This is a genomic window from Caenispirillum bisanense, assembly GCF_039523075.1.
In the GTDB taxonomy this organism is placed as follows: Bacteria; Pseudomonadota; Alphaproteobacteria; order Rhodospirillales; family Rhodospirillaceae; genus Caenispirillum; species Caenispirillum bisanense.
On the sequence record NZ_BAAAEP010000024.1, the window covers coordinates 20615 to 45239 of the forward strand.

At 70.9% G+C, this 24625-nt stretch carries 24 protein-coding genes; 5 read left to right on the plus strand and 19 right to left on the minus strand.

Annotated features, from left to right (window positions below; genetic code table 11):
• Positions 1–269 precede the first annotated feature (269 nt).
• The 6 genes from ABD056_RS12120 to urtA form a co-directional block, all read right to left on the minus strand.
• Positions 270–1109 (minus strand): urease accessory protein UreD, encoded by an 840-nt coding sequence (locus ABD056_RS12120; protein ID WP_343866956.1) that lies wholly within the window; start codon positions 1107–1109, stop codon positions 270–272.
• The gene (gene urtE / locus ABD056_RS12125; RefSeq protein WP_097281157.1) at positions 1084–1779 is read right to left on the minus strand and encodes an urea ABC transporter ATP-binding subunit UrtE; all 696 of its coding nucleotides are present in this window, start codon (positions 1777–1779) and stop codon (positions 1084–1086) included. The genes ABD056_RS12120 and urtE overlap by 26 nt, the downstream gene beginning before the upstream one ends.
• 2 nt (positions 1780–1781) lie before the next feature.
• Positions 1782–2567 carry an urea ABC transporter ATP-binding protein UrtD gene (urtD, locus tag ABD056_RS12130; RefSeq protein ID WP_343866958.1) on the minus strand — a complete coding sequence of 262 codons (786 nt, stop codon included), beginning with the start codon at positions 2565–2567 and terminating at the stop codon, positions 1782–1784.
• Positions 2560–3714: an urea ABC transporter permease subunit UrtC gene (gene urtC, locus ABD056_RS12135; protein ID WP_343866959.1), complete on the minus strand. Its 1155-nt coding sequence runs from the start codon at positions 3712–3714 to the stop codon at positions 2560–2562. Before urtC ends, urtD begins: the two co-directional genes overlap by 8 nt.
• 27 nt (positions 3715–3741) lie before the next feature.
• Positions 3742–5388: an urea ABC transporter permease subunit UrtB gene (gene urtB, locus ABD056_RS12140; protein ID WP_343866960.1), complete on the minus strand. Its 1647-nt coding sequence runs from the start codon at positions 5386–5388 to the stop codon at positions 3742–3744.
• 118 nt (positions 5389–5506) lie between these two features.
• Entirely contained in the window at positions 5507–6730 is a 1224-nt protein-coding gene (urtA, locus tag ABD056_RS12145; protein WP_343866962.1) for an urea ABC transporter substrate-binding protein, read from the minus strand.
• 551 nt (positions 6731–7281) lie between these two features.
• Here urtA and ABD056_RS12150 point away from each other — a divergent pair.
• Complete coding sequence (locus ABD056_RS12150) at positions 7282–7989, plus strand: response regulator transcription factor (RefSeq protein WP_343866963.1); 708 nt, start codon at positions 7282–7284, stop codon at positions 7987–7989.
• 18 nt (positions 7990–8007) lie between these two features.
• Here ABD056_RS12150 and ABD056_RS12155 read toward each other — a convergent pair whose 3' ends face one another.
• The 6 genes from ABD056_RS12155 to ABD056_RS12180 all read right to left on the minus strand — a co-directional run bounded on the left by ABD056_RS12155 (position 8008) and on the right by ABD056_RS12180 (position 14537).
• Positions 8008–8790, minus strand: coding sequence for an SDR family oxidoreductase (locus ABD056_RS12155; protein ID WP_343866964.1), 783 nt, complete (start codon positions 8788–8790; stop codon positions 8008–8010).
• Positions 8791–8908: 118 nt separating this feature from the next.
• Positions 8909–10630 carry an SLC13 family permease gene (locus ABD056_RS12160; protein ID WP_343866966.1) on the minus strand — a complete coding sequence of 574 codons (1722 nt, stop codon included), beginning with the start codon at positions 10628–10630 and terminating at the stop codon, positions 8909–8911.
• A gap of 69 nt (positions 10631–10699) precedes the next feature.
• Complete coding sequence (locus ABD056_RS12165) at positions 10700–11764, minus strand: sulfate/molybdate ABC transporter ATP-binding protein (RefSeq protein ID WP_343866967.1); 1065 nt, start codon at positions 11762–11764, stop codon at positions 10700–10702.
• A gap of 13 nt (positions 11765–11777) precedes the next feature.
• A complete protein-coding gene (cysW, locus tag ABD056_RS12170; RefSeq protein ID WP_343866968.1) occupies positions 11778–12659 on the minus strand; it encodes a sulfate ABC transporter permease subunit CysW in 882 nt (293 codons plus the stop codon).
• A gap of 2 nt (positions 12660–12661) precedes the next feature.
• The gene (gene cysT / locus ABD056_RS12175) at positions 12662–13513 is read right to left on the minus strand and encodes a sulfate ABC transporter permease subunit CysT (protein WP_343866970.1); all 852 of its coding nucleotides are present in this window, start codon (positions 13511–13513) and stop codon (positions 12662–12664) included.
• Positions 13514–13520: 7 nt separating this feature from the next.
• A complete protein-coding gene (locus ABD056_RS12180; protein WP_343866971.1) occupies positions 13521–14537 on the minus strand; it encodes a sulfate ABC transporter substrate-binding protein in 1017 nt (338 codons plus the stop codon).
• A gap of 176 nt (positions 14538–14713) precedes the next feature.
• On the opposite strand from ABD056_RS12180, the gene ABD056_RS12185 reads away from it, so the two are divergent.
• Positions 14714–15154, plus strand: coding sequence for an RrF2 family transcriptional regulator (locus tag ABD056_RS12185; RefSeq protein WP_343866973.1), 441 nt, complete (start codon positions 14714–14716; stop codon positions 15152–15154).
• Positions 15155–15251: 97 nt separating this feature from the next.
• On the opposite strand, the gene ABD056_RS12190 is transcribed toward ABD056_RS12185, so the two are convergent.
• Positions 15252–15776, minus strand: coding sequence for a cysteine dioxygenase family protein (locus ABD056_RS12190; protein ID WP_343866975.1), 525 nt, complete (start codon positions 15774–15776; stop codon positions 15252–15254).
• The gene (locus ABD056_RS12195) at positions 15773–17200 is read right to left on the minus strand and encodes an FAD/NAD(P)-binding protein (protein ID WP_343866977.1); all 1428 of its coding nucleotides are present in this window, start codon (positions 17198–17200) and stop codon (positions 15773–15775) included. Before ABD056_RS12195 ends, ABD056_RS12190 begins: the two co-directional genes overlap by 4 nt.
• 220 nt (positions 17201–17420) lie before the next feature.
• Between ABD056_RS12195 and tcyJ the strand changes: the two genes are divergently transcribed.
• Genes tcyJ through tcyN form a run of 3 tightly spaced genes read left to right on the plus strand, consistent with a single transcriptional unit; the run spans position 17421 to position 19651 of the window.
• A complete protein-coding gene (tcyJ, locus tag ABD056_RS12200; protein WP_343866979.1) occupies positions 17421–18224 on the plus strand; it encodes a cystine ABC transporter substrate-binding protein in 804 nt (267 codons plus the stop codon).
• A gap of 4 nt (positions 18225–18228) precedes the next feature.
• On the plus strand, positions 18229–18891 hold the full coding sequence (gene tcyL / locus ABD056_RS12205; protein WP_343866981.1) for a cystine ABC transporter permease: 663 nt from the start codon (positions 18229–18231) through the stop codon (positions 18889–18891).
• Positions 18892–18904: 13 nt separating this feature from the next.
• Positions 18905–19651 (plus strand): L-cystine ABC transporter ATP-binding protein TcyN, encoded by a 747-nt coding sequence (gene tcyN, locus ABD056_RS12210; RefSeq protein ID WP_343867029.1) that lies wholly within the window; start codon positions 18905–18907, stop codon positions 19649–19651.
• A gap of 61 nt (positions 19652–19712) precedes the next feature.
• Here the strand turns inward: tcyN and ABD056_RS12215 are convergent, their stop codons facing one another.
• The 5 genes from ABD056_RS12215 to ABD056_RS12235 all read right to left on the minus strand — a co-directional run bounded on the left by ABD056_RS12215 (position 19713) and on the right by ABD056_RS12235 (position 24558).
• On the minus strand, positions 19713–20039 hold the full coding sequence (locus ABD056_RS12215) for a helix-turn-helix domain-containing protein (RefSeq protein WP_343866983.1): 327 nt from the start codon (positions 20037–20039) through the stop codon (positions 19713–19715).
• A complete protein-coding gene (locus tag ABD056_RS12220; RefSeq protein ID WP_343866985.1) occupies positions 20032–20256 on the minus strand; it encodes a type II toxin-antitoxin system RelE family toxin in 225 nt (74 codons plus the stop codon). Before ABD056_RS12220 ends, ABD056_RS12215 begins: the two co-directional genes overlap by 8 nt.
• Before the next feature lie 105 nt (positions 20257–20361).
• A complete protein-coding gene (locus tag ABD056_RS12225) occupies positions 20362–21699 on the minus strand; it encodes a dihydroorotase (RefSeq protein WP_343866986.1) in 1338 nt (445 codons plus the stop codon).
• Positions 21700–21716: 17 nt separating this feature from the next.
• Positions 21717–23486, minus strand: a complete 1770-nt coding sequence (asnB, locus tag ABD056_RS12230) for an asparagine synthase (glutamine-hydrolyzing) (RefSeq protein ID WP_343866988.1) — start codon at positions 23484–23486, stop codon at positions 21717–21719.
• Between the two features lie 4 nt (positions 23487–23490).
• Complete coding sequence (locus ABD056_RS12235; protein WP_343866990.1) at positions 23491–24558, minus strand: glycosyltransferase; 1068 nt, start codon at positions 24556–24558, stop codon at positions 23491–23493.
• Between the last annotated feature and the right edge of the window lie 67 nt (positions 24559–24625).

A 24625-nucleotide genomic window follows, 5' to 3' on the forward strand; every position in this document is an offset into this window, starting at 1 on the left:
ACTCCCATGCCGGATCAAGCTCAGGCGGCACCGCCTGCTCTGCCCGATGGGCTATGGGTGTTTCCTTGGTGTCTTTGTGTCTTGGTGGTTAATCCGTCCTCTCACACATGCCACGTCGGCATTTTGAACCACCAAGGCACCAAGACACCAAGGAGGCTGTGGTCAGTTCATTGGTCGGAGCGACCTGCCGGCAGGGCCGCCTGTTCTGCCCGACGGACCAATGAGTGTTGCCCTTGGTGTCTTTGTGTCTTGGTGGTTAATCAGACCTCTCACACATGCCACAACCGCGGCAGCTTCTCCGGCAGCCCGCCCGCCGCCTGCCGCAGCCAGCTCCAGACGCCCGCGAAGTCGGCCCGCAATGCCGCCGCGTCCCGGCCGAGCCAGCGCACCACCAGCACGCCGCCGACCACCGTCGCGCCGCGCAGCACGGACTCGCGGCCCGCCAGCGCGCGGACGCCGTCGCGCAAGTCCTCCAGCCCGTCGCCCACGCACACCGCCGTCGCCGCCGCCACCGCGCCGCCGAAGCCCGCGGGGTGGTCGAGCGGAGCGCGCAAGGGAGTATCCAGGTGCAGGGCGTCCATCCACACCAGCCGGCCGCCGAGGCGCACCTCCCAGGCGTCGCGCAGCAGGCCGGTCTTCACCGTCTCGCCGTGGGCGGTGCGGCCGAACACCACCATCTCGCCGGCCAGGGCGCGCGCGCCCGGCGCGACGTTCAGCGTCGTCAGGCGGCGCAGGCGGGCGGCGTCGAACAGGATGGTCTCCTGCGGCAGCCATTCGAGCCACGCGCCGGCGCCGGCGGACAAGGACACCGTCATGCGCACGTCGGGACCGAGGGAGCGGTAGACCTTCTCCGCCGCCTGCGCCATGACCAGCAGGCGGGCGCCGGGTTCGGCCTCCACCGCCACCTCCAGCACGTCGCCGCCGACCAGCCCGCCGGCGGTGTTGGTGAGGCAGGCGGTCAGCGGTTCCTCGGCCGCCACGCGCGGGAACAGGGCGCGCAGGGGCGCCGCCTGATGCAGGTCGCGCAGGTCGCGCGGCCCGGCGGCGATGCGCAGGCGGCCGTGGAAGCGGGAGGGCGCAGGCTCACACCGTAAGGTGACGGCGGACATCCGCCTCCTCCATGCTGTCGCGGGTACCGGCGAGCACCACCTCGCCGCGGTCCATGACAGCATAATCATCGGCGAGGTCGCGGGCGAACTCGAAATACTGCTCCACCAGCAGGATCGCCATGTCGCCGCGTTGCCCGAGCAACCGGATGACCCGCTCGATGTCCTTGATGATGCTGGGCTGAATGCCCTCCGTCGGCTCGTCGAGCACCAGCAGGCGCGGCTTGGTGACCAGGGCGCGGGCGATGGCGAGCTGCTGCTGCTGGCCGCCGGAAAGGTCGCCGCCGCGCCGGTGCAGCATGGACTTCAGCACCGGGAACAGCTCGAAGATCTCGTCGGGCAGGCGGCGCTCGCCGCGCGGCAGGCAGGCGTAGGCGGTTTCCAGGTTCTCGCGCACGGTCAGGCGGGGGAAGATCTCGCGCCCCTGCGGCACATAGGCGATGCCGCGCCGCGCCCGCTGGTGGGTGGGCAGGCGGGTGATGTCGTCATCCTCCCACCGGATGGCGCCGCGCGACACCGGATGCAGGCCGAGCACGGCGTTGAGCAGCGACGTCTTGCCGACGCCGTTGCGCCCGAGCAGGCAGAACACCCGCCCCTTCTGCGCCGTCAGCCCGACCCCGCGCAGGGTGTGGGAGGCGCCGTAGTGCAGATGGATGTCGGATACCGTCAGCATGGTCAGCGCCCCAGGTAGACTTCGATGACACGCTCGTTCGCCTGCACGGTGGCGAGGCTGCCTTCGGCCAGCACCGAGCCCTCGTGCAGCACCGTGACCTTGCAGCCGAGCGCCCGCACGAATTCCATGTCGTGCTCGACCACGAGGACGGAGCGGTCGCGGGCGATTTCGCGCAGCAGGTCGGCGGTCTGTTCCGTCTCGGCGTCGGTCATGCCGGCCACCGGCTCGTCGAGCATGAGGAAGCGCGGCTCCTGCGCCAGCAGCATGCCGATTTCCAGCCACTGCTTCTGCCCGTGGCTGAGGGCGCCGGCCAGCGCCTGCGCCCGCTCGGTCAGGCGGATGGTGGTCAGCACGGCGTCGATGCGGTCGCGCTGGCCGCCGGTCAGGCTCGCCAGCAGCACGGCGAAGGTGCGGCGCGGGCCTCTCAGCGCCAGCTCCAGGTTCTCGAACACCGTCAGGTTCTCGAACACCGTCGGCTTCTGGAACTTGCGGCCGATGCCCAGGTTGGCGATGGCGGCCTCGTCCAGCCTGGTCAGGTCGACGGACCCGTCGAACAGCACCGCGCCCTCGTCGGGCCGGGTCTTGCCGGTGATGACGTCCATCATGGTGGTCTTGCCGGCGCCGTTGGGGCCGATGATGGTGCGCATCTCGCCGGGCGCGATGACGAGGCTGAGGGTGTTCAGCGCCTTGAAGCCGTCGAAGCTGACCGAGACGCCGTCGAGGTAGAGGATGCTGCCGGCGGCCAGCGCCGCCGGGCCGTGGTTGGTGGCGATGGCGGGCTCAGGCATGGGTCTTCTCTCCGCTCGGCTGGGGCTCGGGGGTGGGCAGCGTCGGGCGGCGCAGGCCCTTCAGCGTCGCCGCCAGCCCGACCAGGCCCTTGGGCAGGAACAGGGTGACGACGACGAACAGGGCGCCCAGGAAGAACAGCCACACCTCCGGCGCGACGCCGGTGAAGAAGGACTTGGCGCCGTTCACCGTCAGCGCGCCGAGGATGGGGCCGAACAGGGTGCCGCGGCCGCCGACGGCGGTCCAGATCGCCACCTCGATGGAGTTGGCGGGCGAGAACTCCGACGGGTTGATGATGCCCACCTGCGGCACATAGAGCGCGCCGGCGATGCCGGCGATCATGGCCGAGACGGTGAAGGCGAACAGCTTGGCGCCGGTCACCGAATGGCCGAGGAACCGCACCCGGCTCTCGGCATCGCGCAGGGCCAGCAGCACGCGGCCGAGGCGCGACGTCACGATGAAGCGGCACACCAGGTAGGCGGCGGCCAGCATCAGCACGGTCGCCACGTAGAGCCCGACCTTGGTGGCGTCGCGGCTCATGTCGAAGCCGAGGATTTCCTTGAAGTCGGTCAGGCCGTTGTTGCCGCCGAAGCCCATCTCGTTGCGGAAGAAGGCGAGCATCAGGGCGTAGGTCATGGCCTGGGTGATGATCGACAGATAGACGCCGGTGATGCGCGAGCGGAAGGCCAGCCAGCCGAACACGAAGGCCAGCGCGCCCGGCACCAGCACCACCATGAGGGCGGCGAACCAGAACTGGTCGAAGCCCCACCAGTACCACGGCAGGTCCTTCCAGTTCAGGAACACCATGAAGTCCGGCAGCTCGGCATTGCCATAGACGCCGCGGTCGCCGATCTGACGCATCAGGTACATGCCCATGGCATAGCCGCCGAGCGCGAAGAAGGCGCCGTGGCCGAGGCTCAGCACCCCGGCGAAACCCCACACCAGATCCAGCGCCAGCGCCAGCAGGGCATAGCACAGGTACTTGCCCATCAGCTGCACCACCCAGGTGGGCACGTGCAGGGCGCTGCCCGGCGGGGCGTAGGCGTTGAGCAGCGGCACGCCGACCGCAAAGGCGGCGGTGAGGATCAGGAAGACGGTCCAGCCGCGCCCTTTCTCCAGGCTTGCGAGACGGCGGGTGATCGGTCCCATGGTCGATTGCTCCCTTCCTCTCGCGGATCAGTTCTCGACGGCGCGGCCGCGCAGGGCGAACAGGCCGCGCGGGCGCTTCTGGATGAACAGGATGATGAACACCAGCACCAGGATCTTGCCGAGCATGGCGCCCGCCACCGGCTCCAGGAACTTGTTGACGATGCCGAGCGAGAAGGCCCCCGCCAGCGCGCCCCACAGGGAGCCGACGCCGCCGAACACCACCACCATGAAGCTGTCGACGATGTAGCCCTGGCCGAGGTTGGGGCTGACGTTGGCGACCTGGCTGATGGCGACGCCCGCCACCCCGGCGATGCCGGAGCCGAGGCCGAAGGTCAGCGCATCCACCCGCCCGGTCGGGATGCCCATGGCCGAGGCCATGCGGCGGTTCTGGGTGACGGCGCGCATGTTCAGGCCCATGGACGACCACCGCAGGAAGGCGGCGAGCCCGGCCAGCACGGCGAAGGCGAACAGGATGATGACGATGCGGTTGGCGGTCAGCGACAGGCCTAGCAGCTCCACCGAGCCCGACATCCAGGCCGGGTTCGCCACCTCGCGGTTGGTGGCGCCGAACAGGGATCGCACCGCCTGCTGCAGGATCAGGCTGATGCCCCAGGTGGCGAGCAGGGTTTCCAGCGGCCGGCCGTAGAGGAAGCGGATGATGCCGCGCTCCATGGCGACGCCGACCGCGCCGGCCACCACGAAGGCGGCGGGAATGGCGACCACCAGATAGAGCCCGAAGACCGACGGCGGCAGGGTGGCGCGGAACACCTCCTGCACCACGAAGGTGGTGTAGGCGCCGAGCATGATCATCTCGCCGTGGGCCATGTTGATGACGCCCATGACGCCGAAGGTGATGGCAAGCCCGATGGCCGCCAGCAGCAGGATGGAGCCCGCCGACAGGCCGAAGATGAGGTTCTGGCCGACATCCAGCACCGCCAGCCGGCGGTCGATGGCGCGCACCGCGTCGGCGGCGGCCTCGCGCACGCTGGCTTCGGCATCGTTGGCGGCGGCGGCGGTCAGCAGCGCCTTGACGCTGGTGTCGCTGGTGGAGGCGAGCGTCTCCACCGCCGCCAGCCGCTCCGCCTCGTTGCCGCCGCCGGCCAGATGGGCGGCGGCCAGGGCACGGCCGAGGGCGGCGCGGGCGCCGGCGTGGGTTTCCTTCTCCAGCGCCTCGGCCAGCAGCGGCGCCGTCTCGGCGGCGGGGGTGGCGAGCGCCTGGTTGGCGGCGGCGATGCGGTCGGCCGGCTTGTCGCTGAACAGCAGGAAGGCGCCCAGCAGCGCCTCGATGCGGGTGCGGATCTGGTTGTTGGCGACGATCTTGGCCAGCGGCGCGCCATCGGCCCGGCCGGCGGCCTCGCCGGTGGCGGCGTCGGTGAGGGTGCCGCCGGCGGCGATGAGGATGGCGCCCGTCTCCTTGTGGCGCACCAGCTGCCCGGCCGACAGGGCGCGCAGCACTTCCGGCGTGCGCGGGTGGGCGAGCGCGGCCAGCGCCGTCACCGCCTCGGCCTTGTCGGCGAAGCTTTTCTGGTCAAGGGCGGCGACGGCAGCGGCGAAGGCCGCTTCATCTCCACCGGCGGCGCGCACCGGCAGGGCGGCCGACAGCATCAGGGCCAGCCCGATCCCCACGGTCAGGACGAAGGCGAGCAGCAGCTTCATGGACGAACGGCTCGGCACGGCGGAACCTCCCAGGCGGTCGGGACAGGCGGCGGCGGAAAGACGGAGGGGACAGGCAGGCCCGGCGGCGGTGCGGAGGGACACCGCCGCCGGGCTGCCGGGGCCGGAGGTCAGGCGATCACATGCCGGCCTGGCCGTAGGTCGGCTTCTCGCAGTTGCCGCACACCCACGGGTAGGTCCAGTCGGCGGTCAGCTTGGCGGATTCGGGGATGAAGTCGGACCACGCATCGCCGGCCACCAGGTCATCGGTGCGCCACACGGTAGCGAACTGGCCGTCGGGCTGGATCTCGCCGATCAGCACCGGCTTGGTGATGTGGTGGTTCGGCAGCATTTCCGAGATCCCGCCGGTCAGGTTCGGCACCTTCTGGCCGTACATGGCCTGGCGCACGGCGTCGACGTCGGCGGTGCCGGCCTGCTTCACGGCCTGGACCCACATGTTGAAGCCGATGTAGTGGGCTTCCATCGGGTCGTTGGTGACGCGCTTCTGGTCCTTGATGAAGCCGTGCCAGGTCTTGATGAAGGCCGCGTTGACGGGCGCGTCCTCGCTCATGAAGTAGTTCCAGGCGGCCAGGTGGCCGACCAGCGGCTTGGTGTCGATGCCGGCCAGTTCTTCCTCGCCGACCGAGAAGGCGACGACCGGAATGTCCTGCGCCTTGATGCCCTGGTTGGCCAGTTCCTTGTAGAACGGCACGTTGGCATCGCCGTTGATGGTGGAGACCACGGCCGTCTTCTTGCCGGCGGAGCCGAACTTCTTGATGTCGGAGACGATGGTCTGCCAGTCGGAATGGCCGAACGGCGTGTAGTTGATCATGATGTCGTCGGCGGCCACGCCCTTGTCCTTGAGGAACTGCTCAAGGATCTTGTTGGTGGTGCGCGGATAGACGTAGTCGGTGCCGGCCAGGACGAAGCGCTCCACGCCCAGCTCGTTCATCAGGTATTCCACCGCCGGGATGGCCTGCTGGTTGGGGGCGGCGCCGGTGTAGAAGATGTTGCGGGAGCTTTCCTCGCCCTCGTACTGCACCGGGTAGAACAGCAGGCCGTTCAGTTCCTCCACCACCGGCAGCACCGACTTGCGCGACACCGAGGTCCAGCAGCCGAAGATGGCGGCGACCTTCTGCTTCTCCAGCAGTTCGCGGGTCTTTTCGGCGAACAGCGGCCAGTCGGAGGCCGGGTCGACCACCACCGGCTCCACCTTCTTGCCAAGCAGGCCGCCCTTGGCGTTGAGGTCGTCGATGAGCATCAGCATGGCGTCCTTGAGCGTCGTCTCGGAGATCGCCATGGTGCCGGACAGCGAATGCAGGATGCCGACCTTGATGGTGTCGTCGGCGGCCACGGAAGGCATGGCGATACCGGCCACGCCCGTGACACACAGGGCTCCGGCAATCAGGGAACGGATACGCTTCATCGCTTGCGTCCTCGCCAGGAAATGGATGACGCAGCCCCTTCAGCAGCATCCGTGCCAACGCTGCCAAACCCTTGGAAACGTTCGATCTGGCGGTCGCAGGTGCCCGTGGCGGAGGCATCCCGGCATGCTGCACTGCCGAAACGGCGGGCGCTTCTGCGCAATAAATCGGCAAAACAGAAAGATGCCCACAGCGGAAGCAGAGCGGAAACAGAGTGCGCTGCCCCGGCGTTTGATGTATTTACGGCTGATCCGGTTAAGGGTATTCAGACCTTCATACACCATAACGCCCCATCTTTTCTGTCGCCACCGGCTTTTCCACAGGACGTTTCCGCTTCTTTTCTGTCAGAACCCGGTTTCCATGCTGCCGACTGCCTGTTCTCCCCTGTCCTTTTCCGCTCCGTTTCCCGCCCCGGCCGCCATCGCCGCCATTGGCGCCGCAGCGGGGGCGTGACACCATGGCGGCGGGGGAGTCGGAAGGGCCGGGCGAGATGATCGGGAAGAAGCGCGTTCTGGTTGTCGAGGACGAAGGGGCGGTGCGGGAGATGATTGCCGCATTCCTGAGCAACGCCGGCTATGCGGTCCGAACCGCCGCCGACGGCTTCGCCATGCAGTCCATCCTGGAGAGCGAGCCGGTGGACCTGCTGCTGCTCGACCTCAACCTGCCCGACTGCGACGGGCTGGAGGTGGCGCGGTCGCTGCGGGCGCGCTCGCGCCTCGGCATCATCATGGTCACCGCCCGCGACGAGCCGGAAGACCGCGCCCGCGGCCTGGAACTGGGCGCCGACGACTACATCACCAAGCCGTTCTTCCCGCGCGAGCTGCTGGCGCGGGTGCGCAACGTGCTCGACCGCAGCGGCGGCAACCTGGACATGGTGGCGCCCGATGTCCTCTCCTTCGGCCGCTGGGTGATGGACCGCGCCAACCGCCGGCTGGTTTCCACCGACGGCCGCGACCCGGCCCTGACGGCGGCCGAGTTCGACCTCTTGTGCGCCCTGATGGACCGCCCCGGCCAGCTGCTGTCGCGCGAGGCCCTGGCGGCGGCGGTGGACGACAAGAAGCCCGACGCCGGCGCCCGCTCCGTCGACATCCTGGTCAGCCGCCTGCGCAAGAAGCTGGGCGACGACGGCAGCCTGATCGAAACCCTGCGCGGCCACGGCTACCGCTTCACCGCCCGGGTGGAGCGCGGCCTGCCCTGACAGGCGAGCCCCTGCCGCTCACACCCCCGGCCGGATGCCGCCGTCGACGTCGATGGTGGCGCCGTGGACGTAGGCGCCCTGGTCGGAACACAGGAACACCGCCATGGCGGCGATGTCGTCGGGGCTGCCGAAGCGGCTGACGCCCATGTCGCGGCGCATGGCCTCCTCCGCCGCTTCCAGGCTCAGGCCGTCGCGCGCCGCCAGGGTGGCGATGCGGCGGTGCAGGCGCTCGGTGGCGATGGCGCCGGGGCAGATGGTGTTGACGCGCACCCCCTCGGCCCGGCCACGGTCGGCCAATGCCTTCATGAAGGCGATGACGGCGGCGTTGACCGGGGCGCCGATGGTGAACTCGGCGGTCGGGGTATGGGCGCCGATGCCGGAAATGCCGACGATGCTGCCGCCGCTCGCCCGCAGGTGCGGCCAGGCGGCGCGGCACAGGCGCACGGCGGCGTGGTACTTGAGCGCGAACCCGTCGAGCATGTCGTCGTCGGTCAGCGTCAGGAAGTCGCCGCGCTTGGTGGCGCCGGCGTTGCTGATGATGGCGTCGAGCCGCCCGAACCGGGCCACCGCCGCCTCCACCACCGCCGCCGGCCGGTCCGCCTCGCGCAGGTCGCCGGGCAGGCAGAGGGTGTCGGGGGCACCGGCGGCGCGGGCCTCGGCGGCGGCTTCCTCCAGCGCCGCAGCGTCGCGCGCCGCCAGCACCACGCGATAGCCGGCGGCGCCGAAGCCGCGCGCAATGCCGCGCCCGATGCCCCGGCTGGCGCCGGTGACCACCACGACCTTCGCATCCGATCCCGTCATGGACCTCTCCTCGCTGGCGGTTGTGCTCCTGCCCCGCATCCGCGACCAAAGGCGGAACCGGGGCCGTCGCCCTCATACCACGGCAGGAGGCGGGCTGAGAATGACTTGCATCATCCGCTCACGCCAGCACCAGCACCAGGATCACCCCGGTCAGGATCACCAGCGGCAGGCCGGGGCGCCAGTAGTCGCCGAAGCGGTAGCCGCCGGGGCCCATGATGATGGTGTTGTTGTGGTGGCCGAAGGGGGTCAGGAAATCGGCGGAGGCGCCGACGGCGACGGCGATGAGGAAGGGGTCGGGCGACAGGCCCGCTTGGCTTGCTAGGCTGACCACGATGGGGGCGACGACGACGATGGTGGCGACGTTGTTGAGCACCGGCGTCACCAGCACCGTGAACACGAAGGTCATGGCCAGCAGCGCCGCCGGCCCGGCATCCTGCGCCAGGTCGAGCGCCATGCGGGCGAGCGCGGCGGCGGCGCCGGTGTCGGCCAGGGCGGCGCCCAGCGGCACCAGGGCTGCCAGCAGCACGATCACCGACCAGTCGATGCGGCGGTAGACGTCGCCCACCGGCAACATCCCGCCCAGCACCAGCGCCAGCACGGCGGCGGTGAAGGCGACCGGCGGCGACACCATCCCGCTCGCCGCCGCCGCCAGCCCGAGGGCGAAGACCGCCACCGCCAGCCGCGGCCGCCGCCGCGCCAGCGAGATCGGCCGCGCCTGCAGCGGCAGGCAGGCCATGTCGTCGATGGCCTGCCGCGCCTGCTCCGCCGGGCCATGCAGCAGCAGCACGTCGCCAACCGCCAGGGTGAGATCCTCCAGCCGCCCCTCGTAGCGCCGCCGGCTGCGGGCGACGGCGGCGACCGAGATGCCCCAGCGGTCGTCGGCATAAAGGGCGCCCAGCGCGCTGCCCAGCACCACCGACCCCGGCGTCACCACCGCCTCGACGAACTCCGCCGGCGCGGCGACGGTGCCGAGGGTAACCGCGCCCTCCGCCACCAGCCGTTCCATGGTGGTAAGGTCGGCCTCCGCCAGCAGGATGTCGCCGGCCGCCAGCACGATGGCGCCGGGGCGGGCGAACAGGCGGGCGCCGTCGCGCAGCACGCCGTGGATGGCGAGGTCGTCCCCCACCTCCGGCAGGCTGCGGCCGATGAGCGGCGATCCCGGCGGCACCGCCAGTTCGGTCTGATAGTGGCCGACTTCGAAGGTGGGGCGGTGATCGGCGGCGGCAAAGGCGGTTTCCGGCAGCAGCCGCCAGCCGGCCAGCGCCAGCCACGCCACCCCGGCCACCGCCACCGGCAGGGCATAGGGGGTGAAGGCGAAGATGGCGAAGGGCTCGCCCATGGCCTGCTCGCGGAACTGGGAGATCAGCAGGTTGGGCGGCGTGCCGATGAGGGTGGTCATGCCGCCCAGCAGGGTGGCGAAGGACACCGGCATCAGCACCAGCCCCGGCGACAGCCCGCGCCGCGCCGCCACCGCCAGCGCCACCGGCATCATCAGCGCCAGGGCGCCGACGTTGTTCATGAAGGCGGAGAAGAAGGCGGCGGCGGCGCACAGCACCGCCATCAACCCGGTCTGCCCCACCGGCAGGGCGCCGATGCGGGCGGCGAAGGCATCCAGCGCCCCCATGCCCACCAGCGTCCGCCCCAGCACCAGGATAGCGGCCACCGTCACCACCGCCGGGTTGGCAAGGCCGGAGAAGGCCTCCGCCGCCGGCACCAGCCCGAGCCCGACCCCGGCCAACAGCGCCGCCACCGCCACCACGTCGTGACGCCAGCGGTGGGCGGCGAGCGCGACCAGGGTCGCCAGCAGCAGCGCGAGGATGAGGATCTGATCGGTGGTCATGGCCGGGTCCGGGCGGTGGGAGCCCAAGCCTCGCTCAACCGCCGGTCCGCCGCAAGCCGCCGCTCCGTCTCATGCCGCGAACAGGCGGTAGCGGTCGATGCGCACCCGCAGCGGCTGGCCCGGCCGCAAGTCCGACCACGTCTCCGCCTGCATGGGCAGTTCCAGCTCGATGGGGCGCGGCAGGCCGCCGACCTTCATGTCGACACGCACGAGGCCCGGCGACACCCGCACCAGCTCCGTCACCCCCACCAGCCCGGCGGCCTGACGTTCCGCCGCCGGCACCAGGTCGTGCGGGCGGGCGTGCAGGGTGTAACGGCCGTCGCCCGCCGCCACCCCTTCGGCCACCGGCACCGGGCAGCCATCGACGAAGGCACGGCCGTCGCGCACCTCCACCGGCAGCACGTTGGCGGCGCCCAGGAACTCGAACACGAAGGCGTTGGCGGGGTGCAGGTAGACCTCGCCCGGCGTGCCGATCTGCTCCAGCCGGCCCTGGTTGATGATGGCGATGCGGTCGGACAGCTCCAGCGCCTCTTCCTGGTCGTGGGTGACGAAGACGGTGGTGTGGCCGGTGCGGTCGTGCAGCTGCCGCAGCCACCGCCGCAGGTCCTTGCGCACCTTGGCATCCAGCGCCCCGAAGGGCTCGTCGAGCAGCAGCACCGTCGGCTCGATGGCAAGGGCGCGGGCCAGCGCCACCCGCTGCCGCTGACCACCCGACAGCTGCGCCGGATAGCGGTGCTCCAGCCCCTGCAACTGCACCAGGGCGAGCAGTTCCTCGGCCCGGCGGCGGATCTCGGCCTTGGGCGGCCGGGTGGCGCGCGGCCGCGCCGCCAGCCCGAAGCCGACGTTGTCGAGCACCGTCATGTGGCGGAACAGGGCGTAGTGCTGGAACACGAAGCCGACGTTGCGCTGCTGCACGGTGCGGCGGGAGGCATCGGCGCCGTCGAACAGGATTTCGCCGGCGTCGGGGAACTCCAGCCCGGCGATGACCCGCAGCAGCGTCGTCTTGCCCGAGCCCGACGGCCCGAGCAGCGCCAGCAGTTCCCCCGACCGCACGGTCAGGGCGATGTCGTCCAGGGCGGCGGCGGCGTTGGCGCCGGAGAAGGCCTTGCGGATGCCGCGAACCTCGATCTGCATGGGACTGACTCCATCAATGGCCGGCGCGGCCGCCCGCCCCGCGCCCTTCCAGCCAGGTCTTGAGGACCAGGGTGACGAGGGCGAGGGCAGCCAGCAGCGAGGCGACGGCGAAGGCGGCGGCGAAGTTGTACTCGTTGTAGAGAATCTCGACGTGCAGCGGCATGGTGTTGGTGAAGCCGCGAATGTGCCCGGACACCACCGACACCGCCCCGAACTCGCCCATGGCGCGGGCGTTGCACAGCAGCACGCCGTAGAGCAGCCCCCACTTCACGTTGGGCAGGGTGACGGTCAGGAAGGTGCGCCAACCGCTGGCGCCCAGCGACAGCGCCGCCTCCTCGTCATCGGTGCCCTGCTGCTGCATGACCGGGATCAGTTCCCGCGCCACGAACGGCAGGGTGACGAAGATGGTGGCGAGCACGATGCCGGGCACCGCGAAGATGATCTGCACCCCCTGCGCCGCCAGCCACGAGCCGAACCAGCCGGCGGCACCGAACAGCAGCACGTAGATCAGCCCGGCGATCACCGGCGACACCGAGAACGGCAGGTCGATCAGGGTGATGAGCAGGCTCTTGCCGCGGAACTCGAACTTCGCCACGGCCCAGGCGGCGCACAGGCCGAACACCACGTTGAGCGGCACCGATATGGCCGCCACCAGCAGCGTCAACTTGATTGCCGCCACCGCGTCGGGCTCGGTCAGCGCCGTGAGATAAGTGCCGACGCCGGCCCGCAGCGCCTCGACGAACACCACCACCAGCGGCAGCGCAAGGAACAGCAGCAGGAACAGCAAGGCGCCGGCGATCAGCAGCGCCCGCACCGGCGCCGACTCGCTCACCGGCGAGCGCAGCCGGCGCGGCGCGGCGGCGGGGGCGGCGGGAGTGGTGGACAGGGTCGCCATGGTCAGCCCTTCTCCATGCGGGCGCGGCTCCAGGCCTGGATCAGGTTGAGGAGCAGCAGGATGACGAAGCTGAGCGTCAGCATGATCACCGCGACCGCCGTCGCCCCGGCATAGTTGAACTCCTCCAGCCGGATGACGATGAGCAGCGGCGCGATCTCCGACACCCGCGGGATGTTGCCGGCGATGAAGATGACCGAGCCGTACTCGCCGACCCCACGGGCGAAGGCGAGCGCAAAGCCGGTCAGCAGCGCCGGCGACAACGCCGGCAGGATCACCCGCGCCAGGGTGCGGGCACGGCCGGCGCCCAGGGTAGCGGCGGCTTCCTCCACCTCGCGGTCGAGGTCCTGCAGCACCGGCTGCACGGTGCGCACCACGAAGGGCAGGCCGATGAAGGTCAGCGCCACCACGATGCCGGCCGGGGCATAGGCCACCTTCAGCCCCAGCGGTTCCAGGAAGCGGCCGATCCAGCCGTTGCCGGCGTAAAGCGCCGTCAGGGCGATGCCGGCCACCGCCGTCGGCAGGGCAAACGGCAGGTCGACCATGGCGTCCACCAGCCGCTTGCCGGGGAAGCGGTAGCGCACCAGCACCCACGCCACCAGCAGGCCGAACACCGCATTGATCGCCGCCGCCAGCAGGGCGGTGGTGAAGCTGAGGCGCACCGCCGCCACCGTGCGGCCGTCGGTGGCCAGCGCCAGGAACTCCTGCCAGCCGAGGCCGGCGGTCCGCACCACCACCGCCGACAGCGGGATGAGCACGATGAGGCCGAGATAGGCGACCGTCACCCCGAACGTCAGCCCGAAGCCGGGGATGACGCTCGGGCGCAGCCACCCGGGGGCGGTGCGGCGGGCGATCATGGCTGCCTCACTTGGGCTGGTAGATCTGGTCGAACACGCCGCCGTCGGCGAAGAACTTGGCCTGCGCCGCCTGCCAGCCGCCGAAGGTGTCGGTGATGGTGACCAGCTTGAGGTCGGGGAAGCGGGCGATGTCGGCCGCATCGGCGTGTTCGGGCTTCACCGGGCGGTAGTAGTGCTTGGCCGCCAGCCGCTGGCCCTCGGGGCTGTAGAGGTAGGCGAGGTAGGCTTCCGCCGCCTTGCGGGTGCCGCGCTTGTCGACGTTGCCGTCCACCACCGTCACCGGCGGCTGGGCGAGGATGCTGAGCGACGGGACGACGATCTCCACCGTGTCCGGCCCCAGTTCCTCGATGGCGAGGAAGGCCTCGTTCTCCCACGCCAGCAGCACGTCGCCGATGCCGCGCTGGACGAAGGTGGTGGTCGACCCGCGGGCGCCGGTGTCGAGCACCGGCACGTTGCGCAGCACCTGCCCCACGAACTCGCGCGCCTTGGCCTCGTCGCCGCCGTTGTGCTCCAGCGCCCAGGCCCAGGCGGCCAGGAAGTTCCACCGCGCTCCGCCCGACGTCTTGGGGTTGGGGGTGATGACCTGCACGCCGTCCTTCACCAGGTCGCCCCAGTCGGTGATCTGCTTCGGGTTGCCCTTGCGCACCAGGAACACGATGGTCGAGGTGTAGGGCGCGCTGTCGTTGGGCAGTTCCGCCTGCCAGTCGGCGTTGATGAGGCCGGTGTGTTCGGCGATGGCGTCGATGTCGTAGGCGAGCGCCAGCGTCACCACATCCGCCGCCAGACCGTCGATCACCGCCCGCGCCTGCTTGCCGGACCCGCCGTGCGACATCTGGAACGACACCGACTCGCCGGTCTCCTTCTTCCACGCCGCCGCGAAGGACTGGTTGAACTCGCGGTACAGCTCGCGGGTCGGGTCGTAGGACACGTTCAGGAGGGTGGTCTCGGCCGCCGCGGCGGTCCAGGCAAGGCCGGCGGCAACGACGGCTACAGCACCAAGCAGCGAAAAACGGTGGTCGCGCATGATCGGGAACTCCCTCTGTCAGACCATCTTCCTTTACATTGCCTACCGACTAGGTATAGAAAGTCAAGAACGAACTTCCCGACCGCCCTGCCCCGAAGACGCCAGCAATGCACCTTGACCCGCGCCGGCGCATCGGCGAACAAGAGCGGTCCCCCTGCAAGGAGCGGATCCGCAGCGTGATTTCCCAGAAGGCCAAGTATGCCCTGCGCGCCCTGTTGGTGCTGGCCGATGCCGGCGTCGGCGAGTCGGTGCTGATTTCCGACATCGCCGAGGGCCAGCGCATCCCGCGCAAGTTCCTGGAACAGATCCTGCTCGACCTGAAGCATCGCGGCCTGCTGTCCAGCCGGCGCGGCAAGAACGGCGGCTATGCCCTGCTGCGGTCGCCGGACCTGATCTCGGTCGGCGAGGTGATGCGCATGGTCGACGGGCCGCTGGCGCCGCTGCCCTGCCTCAGCCGCATGGCCTACCGCCGCTGCGAGGACTGCGACGGCGAGGCCAACTGCCGCATCCGCCGCGTCTTCGCCGAGGCCCACCGCGCCAATACCGCCGTGCTCGACGGCACCACGCTCGCCGACATGGCCGCCGGCGACCGCCGCCTGATCGCCGACGCCGGCTGAGACCACGGGCTGAGCCCACGCTGCAATGAGCGCAGCTCGTTGCAGCGTGGCAAGCGCGACCGCGCGCCGCCGCTCATGCGGCCTGGCATGACTCCCCCTATCCCGCCGCCTCCATGGGGCGGTCGTAGACCCGCCGCGTCGCCACCGCGAAGGGGCAGCCGTAGACGTGCAGGCTGATGGCGAGGTCGCGGGGGTCGTCGTTGCGGACCTCGTGGATGTCGTCGGCCGTCGCCACCGCCTGCACGCCGCCGGGCGCCAGCACGTCGACGCGGGTGATGGTCAGGGGTTCCGGCCCCGCCGCCGCGGCATAGCTGCGGGTGACCAGACGGCCGGCCACCACCCCCAGCACCGCCCAGCCGTTATGGTCGTGGATGGGCGATGCCTGCCCCGGTCCCCAGGTCAGGCAGCCGATGCTGAAGCGCCCGCGCGGATCGTCGTGCAGCAGGGTGCGGCGGTAACCGCCGGTCTCCGCCACCGCCGCCGCGGCCGGCAGCCAGCCGGCGCAGCCCAGCAGGGCCGGCACATGCGCGGCGGCGGCGGCGGCGGCGGCCGGCGCCCGCTGCGGCGACGGATCGGCGGCATCCAGGGCGTCGATCAGGGCGAGCAGGGGATCACGGGTCATGGCAGCGCCTCCAGGGTCGTCAGCGCGGGGGCGAGCCGCTCCGCCAGCGTCTCCGCCTGCGCCCGCAGGTCGGGCACCGCCGTGCATTCGTAAAGGGTGCCGCGCAACATCACCCCCAGGCCGAACAGGCCCGCCTGCGGCTGTCCGCCGCCGTCGTGCAGCGTGCCGTCCGCCTCCGCCGCGAAGCCGAGGCCGCAGGCATCGGCGGCGAGCAGGCCGTCCGCCAGGCATTGCCGCACCAGCGGGCTCGCCATGCGGGCGGGGTGCCCGTCGGCGCCGGTACAGTTGATGATCGCCGCCACCGCCAGCGTCGCCTCGCCGCCGTCGCGCAGGGCCAGGGTCACCGCCGCCCGCGCGTCGCCCAGCCGCCGCACGGCCGCGATGCGGCCGGCGTGGACACTGAGCAGCCCCGCCTGCCGCAGCAGGTCGATGGCATCGGCGGAGGCGTCGGGCATGCGGTGGCGGTGGACATTCCACAGGGTTTCCGCGTGACGCAGGAAGCGCCGCCGCTCCGCCGTCGGCAGGCGGGCCCACAGGTCCGCCGTCACCGGCCGCAGCCCGTCGATCACCGCCCGCCAGTCGGCGCCCTCGGCCCGGCATGCCTCCTTCAGGCGCCGCATCAGGGTGACGAGGCCCGCCGCCGCATCGTCCGGCGTGAACAGCGCCGGCGCCGGACGGGCGGTGCCGCGCCGGTGCGGCAGCAGTCCACGGCGGGACACCGCATGGACGGGGGCGCCGCGGGTGCTGTCGCCGCCCAGGCGCAGGGCCCAGTCGACCATGGACAGGCCGCTGCCGACCAGCAGCACCGGCCCGTCCGGCAGCGGCGGCGCCTGCGGGTCCCACGGATCGCGGCGACACAGCGGCCCCGTCAGCACGCCATCGGGATCGTCCACCACCGGCATCCGCGGCGGCTGGTTGCCGAGCGCCAGCACCACCGCCGGCGCCACCAGCTCGCCGCCGTCGCCCAGGCTCACCCGCCACAGGCCGCCGCAGCGGCGCAGGGCGGTGGCCACCGTGCGGCGGTGACAGATGGCGCCGGCGGCCAGCGCCTCCTGCACCCGCTGGCGGACATAGGCGCCATAGAGGCGGCGCGGCAGGTAGTCGCCGGCCACGGCCTCCGCCGCCTCCGGCCAGCCCAGACGGGCACCGTGGGCGCGCGCCCAGGCCAGGAAATCCTCCGGCTGCGCGCTCGTGAGGCTCATGCCCCCGGCCGGAACGTTGAGCAGGTGATGGCGGTCGCAGCCGAGGCCGTAGGCCACCCCCTCCCCCGGCTGGGCCGCCGGATCGACCACCACCGGCCGCACCCGGCCGCCGGTCTGCCGCACCACGGCCAGCGCCGCCAGGCACCCGGCCGCACCGCCGCCGACGATGACCAGGGCAACCCCCGGTACGGGCGGCGGGACAAGGGGATGTCGAGGCTGCATCGCTTCAACTCCATATTGTCGATTGAGTGAGTAGACAAAACACCCGAGCGGTTGTCAAGGCGGCAGCAGCCTCCCCGCCCTCCATCTCACACCGACGGATGGTAGATTGATGCGCATTTGACAGTTCAAGCACGGCCTATTATCTCCGGGCTTCATGCCTCAGCCCGTGTGCCGGCGGCAGGCGTTCTGCCTGCATCACCCGCACCGCCAGGAGACCGACATGCTGTTCCCCCGCCTGGGCCGCGTCCTCGCGCTCGCCACCCTGCTCGCCGCCGGCCTTGGCGCCGGTGCCGGTTCCGTCTCCGCCCAGCAGCCGAGCCTGCTCGACCAGATCAAGGAGCGCGGCAGCCTGCGCATCGGCGTGGAAGGCACCTACCCGCCGTTCAACTACACCGACGAACAGGGCAATCTGGTCGGCTTCGAGATCGATTTCGCCAAGGCGGTGGCCGGCGAACTGGGCGTTAAGGCCGAGTTCGTACCCACCAAGTGGGACGGCATGCTGGCGGGCCTCGATTCGTCGCGCTTCGACGCCATCATGAACCAGGTGACCATCACCCCGGCGCGGCAGGAGAAGTACGACTTCACCCAGCCCTACACCATTTCCGGCATCCAGATCATCACCACCCGCAACCGCGCCGAGACGCTGACGACGCCGGAATCCCTGAACGGCCATGCGGTGGGCGTCGGCCTCGGCAGCAACTATGAACAGTGGCTGCGCGAGAACGCCCCCGGCGCCGACGTGCGCACCTACGACGACAATGTCGCCTCCCTCCAGGATCTGCGGGTCGGCCGCCTGGATGCCCTGCTCAACGACCGGCTGATGGCCGGCTACCTGCTGCGCCAGTCGGACGGCGCCGTGGTGGCCGCCGGCGAACCGTTCTCGCAGCAGCGCATGGGCATCGCCATCCGCAGGGACAACCCCGAGCTTCTGGCCGCCCTCGACCAGGCCATCGAAAGCCTGCGCCAGAGCGGCCGGCTGGCCGAGATTTCCACCGAGTGGTTCGGCTCCGACGTGACGCAGTGACGCCATGGACGGCGTTCTCGCCTCGCTGGCCCAGGCGGCCCCCTTTCTGCTGAAGGGGGCCGTCTACACGGTGGTGCTCAGCATCGGCGGCATGACCTTCGGGCTGCTGCTGGGCTTCGTGCTGGCGCTGATGCGGCTGTCGCCGTTGAAGGTGCTGCGCTGGCCGGCGCGGGTCTATGTGTCGTTCATCCGCGGCACGCCGCTGCTGGTGCAGCTGTTCATCATCTACTACGGCCTGCCGCAGGCGGGCATCCGGCTGGACCCCATTCCCTCGGCCCTCATCGGCTTTTCGCTGAACATGGCGGCCTATACGTCGGAGATCCTGCGCGGGGCCATCGCCTCCATCGACCGCGGCCAGTGGGAGGCCAGCTACTCCATCGGCATGACGCCGGCCCAGACCCTGCGGCGGACCATCCTGCCGCAGGCGGCGCGGGTGGCCCTGCCGGCGCTCGGCAACAGCTTCGTCAGCCTGGTGAAGGATACCTCGCTGGCGGCCACCATCCAGGTGCCGGAACTGTTCCGCCAGGCGCAGCTGATCACCGCCCGCACCTACGAGGTGTTCACCATGTACCTGGCGGCGGCGGCGCTGTACTGGGTGCTGTCGACCGCCCTGTCGTGGGGCCAGCACCGGCTGGAAGCCCGCGCCTCCCGCCATGTGAAGGCCTGACGCCATGACCACCATGATCGAAGCCGCCGGCCTGACCAAGCGGTTCGGCGACGTGACGGTGCTGGACGCCGTCAACCTTGCCGTGGCGAAGGGCGAGGTGGTGGCGCTCATCGGGCCCAGCGGCTCGGGCAAGACCACCCTGCTGCGCCTGCTCAACTGCCTGGAGGCGCCCGACGGCGGCACCCTGCGGGTGGGCGCCATCACCGTCGACGGCGGCCGCCCGCTGGCGCGGCAGAAGGCGGCGGTGCGGGCGCTGCGCCAGCACGTCGGCTTCGTGTTCCAGACCTTCAACCTGTTCCCCCACCGCACGGCGCTGGAAAACGTCACCGAGGGTCCGGTGGTGGTGAAGGGGGTGCCCCGTGCCACGGCCGAGGCCGCCGGCCGCGCCCTGCTCGCCCGGGTCGGGCTGGCGGAGAAGGCCGATGCCTACCCCTCCAGCCTGTCCGGCGGGCAGCAGCAACGGGTCGCCATCGCCCGCGCGCTGGCCATGGAGCCCGACGTGCTGCTGTTCGACGAACCGACCAGCGCCCTCGACCCCGAGCTGGTGGGCGAGGTGCTGGCGGTGATCCGCGGGCTGGCGGCGGAACATCGTACCATGGTGATCGTCACCCACGAGATGGCCTTCGCCCGCGACGTCGCCGACCGGGTAATCTTCATGGAGGGCGGCCGGATCGTGGAACAGGGCCCGGCCCGCGCCTTCTTCGACACCCCCCAGGAACCCCGCACCCGCCGCTTCCTCGCCCGCCTGCGCGGGGAGTGAGGGGGTGAGCGGGGGCGGGTGGGTATGCGCCCGCGCCTGCCGGCGTCGATCTACTCCCGACCTAAGGCAACAGCGCCTCAACCGAGGTATCGAGGACCCGCGCCAGAGACTGATAGGTGTCCACCGTGCCGGTCTTGGCGCCGGTTTCGATCTCGGAGAGATAGCTTGCCGACAGGCCGCTGGCTTCCGCCACCGCCCGGAGTGACTGGCCGCGATACTCCCGCCAGGCCCGCACGGGATGAGTGCCGTTCATGATCGGCACCGCGACCTCATGGGGCAGAGTGACATCGCCGGCGGCCTCCAGGGCAGCAACCAGATCCTCAAGATCCTGCAGCCTCCCGAGAAGGGCGTCATAGTCCGCCTTGGGAACCGAGATCATCTCAGTCATAGGCTTCCCGCCTGTGCTTGACGTTAAGAACGACCATGACTTCCACCACTCCACCATCTTCAATGTGGAAAATGATCCGGTAGTCCCCCACTCGCAACCGCATGCAGTCGGTGCCGATCAGTGACTTCACATTGTTGCCAAGAGAGGGGGGTGCTTCCGCGTATTGCTCCACCTTGGCGATGATGCGGTGGCGGACCGGTCCTGGAATGGCCGCCATCTCCTTGACAGCCCGCTTCGTCCACCTGACACGCATGCGTCACCCCCGCCCTACCCCGTCCATGTTCGCGAAATGCGAACATAAGTCAAGGCGAGCAACTACCCCTCACCCCTCCGGGTAGCACTCCTGGAACCGCACCGGGCGGCCCAGCGGGTCGCCGATGACTTCGTCGTCGCGCATCACCACCGTGCCGCGGATCACCGTGGCCACCGCCCAGCCGGTGACGGTCTTGCCGTCGAAGGGGGTCCAGCCGCAGCGGCTGGCGATCCAGGCGTTCTCGATCGTCCGCTTCGCGTTCAGGTCCACCAGGGTGAAGTCGGCGTCATAGCCCACCGCCACCCGGCCCTTGCCGGCAATGCCGAAGACGCGGGCGGGGCCGGCGCTGGTCAGGTCGACGAACCGCTCCAGCGTCAGCCGCCCGGCCGCCACATGGTCGAGCATGATCGGCACCAGGGTCTGCACGCCGGTCATGCCCGACGGCGTGGCGGGATAGGTCTGGGCCTTTTCCTCCAGCGTGTGCGGCGCGTGGTCGGAGCCGATGACGTCCACCACCCCCTGGGCGATGCCCCACCACAGCATGTCCTGGTGTTCCTTCTCGCGGATGGGCGGGTTCATCTGCGCCAGGGTGCCGAGCGTCTCGTAGGCGTCGGCGGTCAGGGTCAGGTGCTGCGGCAGCACTTCCACCGTCACCAGATCCTTGTGATCCTTGAGGAACTGGATTTCCTGCGCCGTCGTCACATGCAGCACGTGGACGCGCCGGCGCGCCGCCTCGGCCAGCTTCACCAGCCGCTTGGTGGCGCGTAGCGCCGTTTCCGGGTCGCGCCAGACGTGGTGGAAGCGGGGATGCGCCCCTTCGTCGGCCAGATGCTTGCGTTCGCGCAGGCGTTCCTCGTCCTCGCAGTGGACGGCGACGCGGCGGCGGCCGCTGGCGAGCACGCGGGCGATCACCGCGTCCTGCTCCACCAGCAGCGAGCCGGTGGACGAGCCCATGAAGATCTTCACCCCGGCGCAGCCCGGCAGGGTCTCCCAGGCGCCCAGGTCCTCGGCGTTGTCGGGCGCGGCGCCGATGAAGAAGGCATGGTCGCACCACGCCCGCCCCTTGGCGCGGGCCAGCTTGTCGGCGATGGCCTCCGGCGTGGTGGTGGAGGGCTTGGTGTTGGGCATCTCGAAGATGGCCGTCACGCCGCCCTTGATGGCGCCGAGCGTGCCGGTCGCCAGGTCTTCCTTGTGCTCCAGGCCCGGTTCGCGGAAGTGGCACTGGCTGTCGATGACGCCCGGCAGCACGTGCAGGCCGGTGCAGTCGATCACCTCCGCCGCCTCGGCCGAGGCAGGCAGGCCAAGCGCCGCGACGCGGCCGCCGCGCACGCCGATATCGATCTGCTGGCGGCCGTTGGGCGTCAGCACGGTGCCGTTGCGGAGAATGAGGTCGTAACGGTCGGACACGGCGGGCTCTCCTGGGCTTACGGGGCGGCGGTCAGGGTGGCGAAGACATCGCCCTCCGGCAGCCGGCCGAGGATGTGGCGGCGGTACCAGAGGGCATAGAACAGCAACGTCCAGGCGGCGAAGCGGGCACGCCTGTCGCTGCTGGTGAAGAGATGGCGGCCGGCTTCGGGGTCCACAAGCTCCACCACGCCCGGCTGGGCCACCACCATGGGGCCGAGCATGGCGCCGTGGCGGGCGATCCATTCCCCCACCGGCACGGTGAAGCCGCGCTTGGGCGTGAACGGCTGCGCCGCCGGCAGGTGGCGCTGCAGCCATTGCCGCAGCAGCCACTTGCCCTGGCCGCCGCGCACCTTCAGGCGGTCCGGCAGGGCGAAGGCGAAGGCGGCCAGCGGCACGTCCAGGAACGGCACCCGCCCCTCGACGCCATGGGCCATCAGGCAGCGGTCGAGCTTGCCGAGCAGGTCGTTGGGCAGCCAGTCGGCGATGTCGAGCGCCTGCGCCTGCTGCAACCGGGTGCGCCAGCCGGCCGACGCCGCCGCCGCCTCGGCCGCCGCGAAGCCGCTGCGCCAGCCATCGGCCGGGCGCCGCAGCACCCCCAGGCCGTCGAAGGTGCCCTTGCGCCGCATGGGGCGGGTGAAGGGCCACGGCCGCATGGCATGGCGATAGCGGCCATAGCCGCCGAACAGCTCGTCGCCGCCTTCGCCGGACAGGATCACCTTCACCGCCTTGCGCGCCTCGCGGGCCAGCAGCCAGGTGGGCACGATGGCGTAGTCGGCGGCGGGGTCGTCCATGGCGGCGGCGATGGCCGGCAGGTGGTCCCAGAAATCCGTCTCGGTGACCGCCACCTCCACATGCTCCGCCCCGGCCGCCCTGGCGACCGCGCGGGCATGATCGCGCTCGTCATGCACCCCGGTTTCGGGGAAGCCGGCGGTGAAGGCCAGCACCGGCGACGGGTTGAGCCGCGCCATCATGGCCAGCACGGCGGAACTGTCGACGCCGCCCGACAGGAACATGCCGTAGGGCACGTCGGAGCGCTGGTGCAGGTCCACCGTTTCGGCGAACAGGCGGTCGAAAGCCTCCAGCGCCGCCCCGTCGCGCCGCACCGGGGCCGGCGTGCCCGGCGGCGGCAGGGCGGACAGGCGACGGCGGTCGATGACGCGGCCGCGCTCCACCACCAGCGTCTCACCGGGCAGCACGCGGCGGATACCGGGGAACAGGGTGGCGGCGCCGGTGGTGAACTGCAGGTTCAGAAGCTCGTCGCGCGGCGCCTCCGCCACCCGGGCCGGCACCACCCCGGCGGCGACCAGGGCCGCCGGCTCGCTGGCGAAGGCGAACAGGCGGTCGGTCTCGGCGTAATACAGCGGCTTGATGCCGAAGGGGTCGCGGGTCAGCACCAGCCGTCCGGCCGCCGGGTCGTGCAGGGCGATGGCGTACATGCCGCGCAGGGCATCGGTGAAGGCAAGGCCGCGACGGCGGTAGAGGGCCAGCGGCGGCTCGCAGTCGGACTGGGTGCGGAAGCTCTCGTCCGGCAGGTCGGCCCGCAGTTCGCGGTAGTTGTAGATCTCGCCGTTGGCCACCAGCGCCAGGTCGCCGGGGCCGAACAGCGGCTGATCGCCCGTCGCCAGGTCGATGATCGCCAGCCGCCCGTGGCCGAGGGTGACGTCGCCGTGGCTGTGCACGCCCGAGCCGTCCGGCCCGCGATGGCCGAAGGCGGCCACCATGCGCTCCACCAGCGCGGCGGGAACGGGGGAGCCGTCGCGGCTCATGGCTCCGGCGATGCCGCACATGGCCCTACTCCACCGGCACGGCGGCGGCCACCGCCTTGTCGGCGATCACCTGACGGAAGAAGTCGCGGTACTGCGCCACCACCTGCGCCTCGGTGAACTCGGCCTCATAGGCGGCGCGGCCGGCGGCGGCGAGGCGGCCGCGCAGGTCCTTGTCGCGCAGCGCCCGCTTGATGGCGTCGGCCAGCGCGATCACGTCGTCCACCGGCGTCAGCAGGCCGTTGTCGCCGTCGCGGATCAGCTTCGCCGGCCCCTGGCTGGCGGTGGCGATGACCGGGCGGTCGTGGGCCCAGGCCTCGATCACCACGTTGCCGAGCGGCTCGTGCCGGGACGGGCAGACGAACAGGTCGGCGGCGGCATAGAGCGCCGCCACGTCCTCCCTCCAGCCGAGGAACCGCACCCGCGGCTTGATGCCAAGCGCCTGGGCCTGATCCTCCAGCTGCTGGCGCAGGGGGCCGTCGCCGGCGATCCACAGGTAGCAGTCGGACAGCCGCGCCACCGCCTTCAGCAGCACGTCGAAGCCCTTGTTCTCGTGCAGGCGGCCGAGGGCGAAGATGAGCGGCACCGTGTCTGGGGTGTAGTTGGGCTTGCGCGGCGCCGGCGGCGCCTGTTCGGCGTTGACGAAGTTGGGCAGGTAATGCGCCCGCTCCGCCGGCCAGCCGTTCTTCACCAGATAGTCGACGATGTCGTGGGTGTTGCCGACCAGATGGTCGCAGCCGCGATAGTATTTCAGGTCGTAGTAACCGCCCAGGCGGGCGACGTGGACGAAGCCCTCCGCCTTCGGGCAGAAGCTGGTGGCGCGGTTCATCCAGGTCAGCACCACATGGGGCTGGAACCGCTCGATCTCGCGCTTGAAGGCGGGCTTGGTGCGGAAGTCGAAACGGCCGCCGAAGGGCAGTTCCACCGGGTTGAGGCCGGCCTCGCGCAGCTTGCGCCCGCGCTCTGCGTTCTGGCGCAGCAGGACGTGCTGCTGGATGCCGGCGCGATGCAGCGCCACCACCAGCCGCTCGAAGAACAGTTCCGCGCCGCCGTGCTCGGCGCCGGCCATGGCCTGTAGAACCCGCAAGTGCTCCATTCCCCACCTGTGCGTCGAAGGACGGCCCACCGCCCGTCCGGGCCGCGCTCAATCCAGCGTCAGCCGC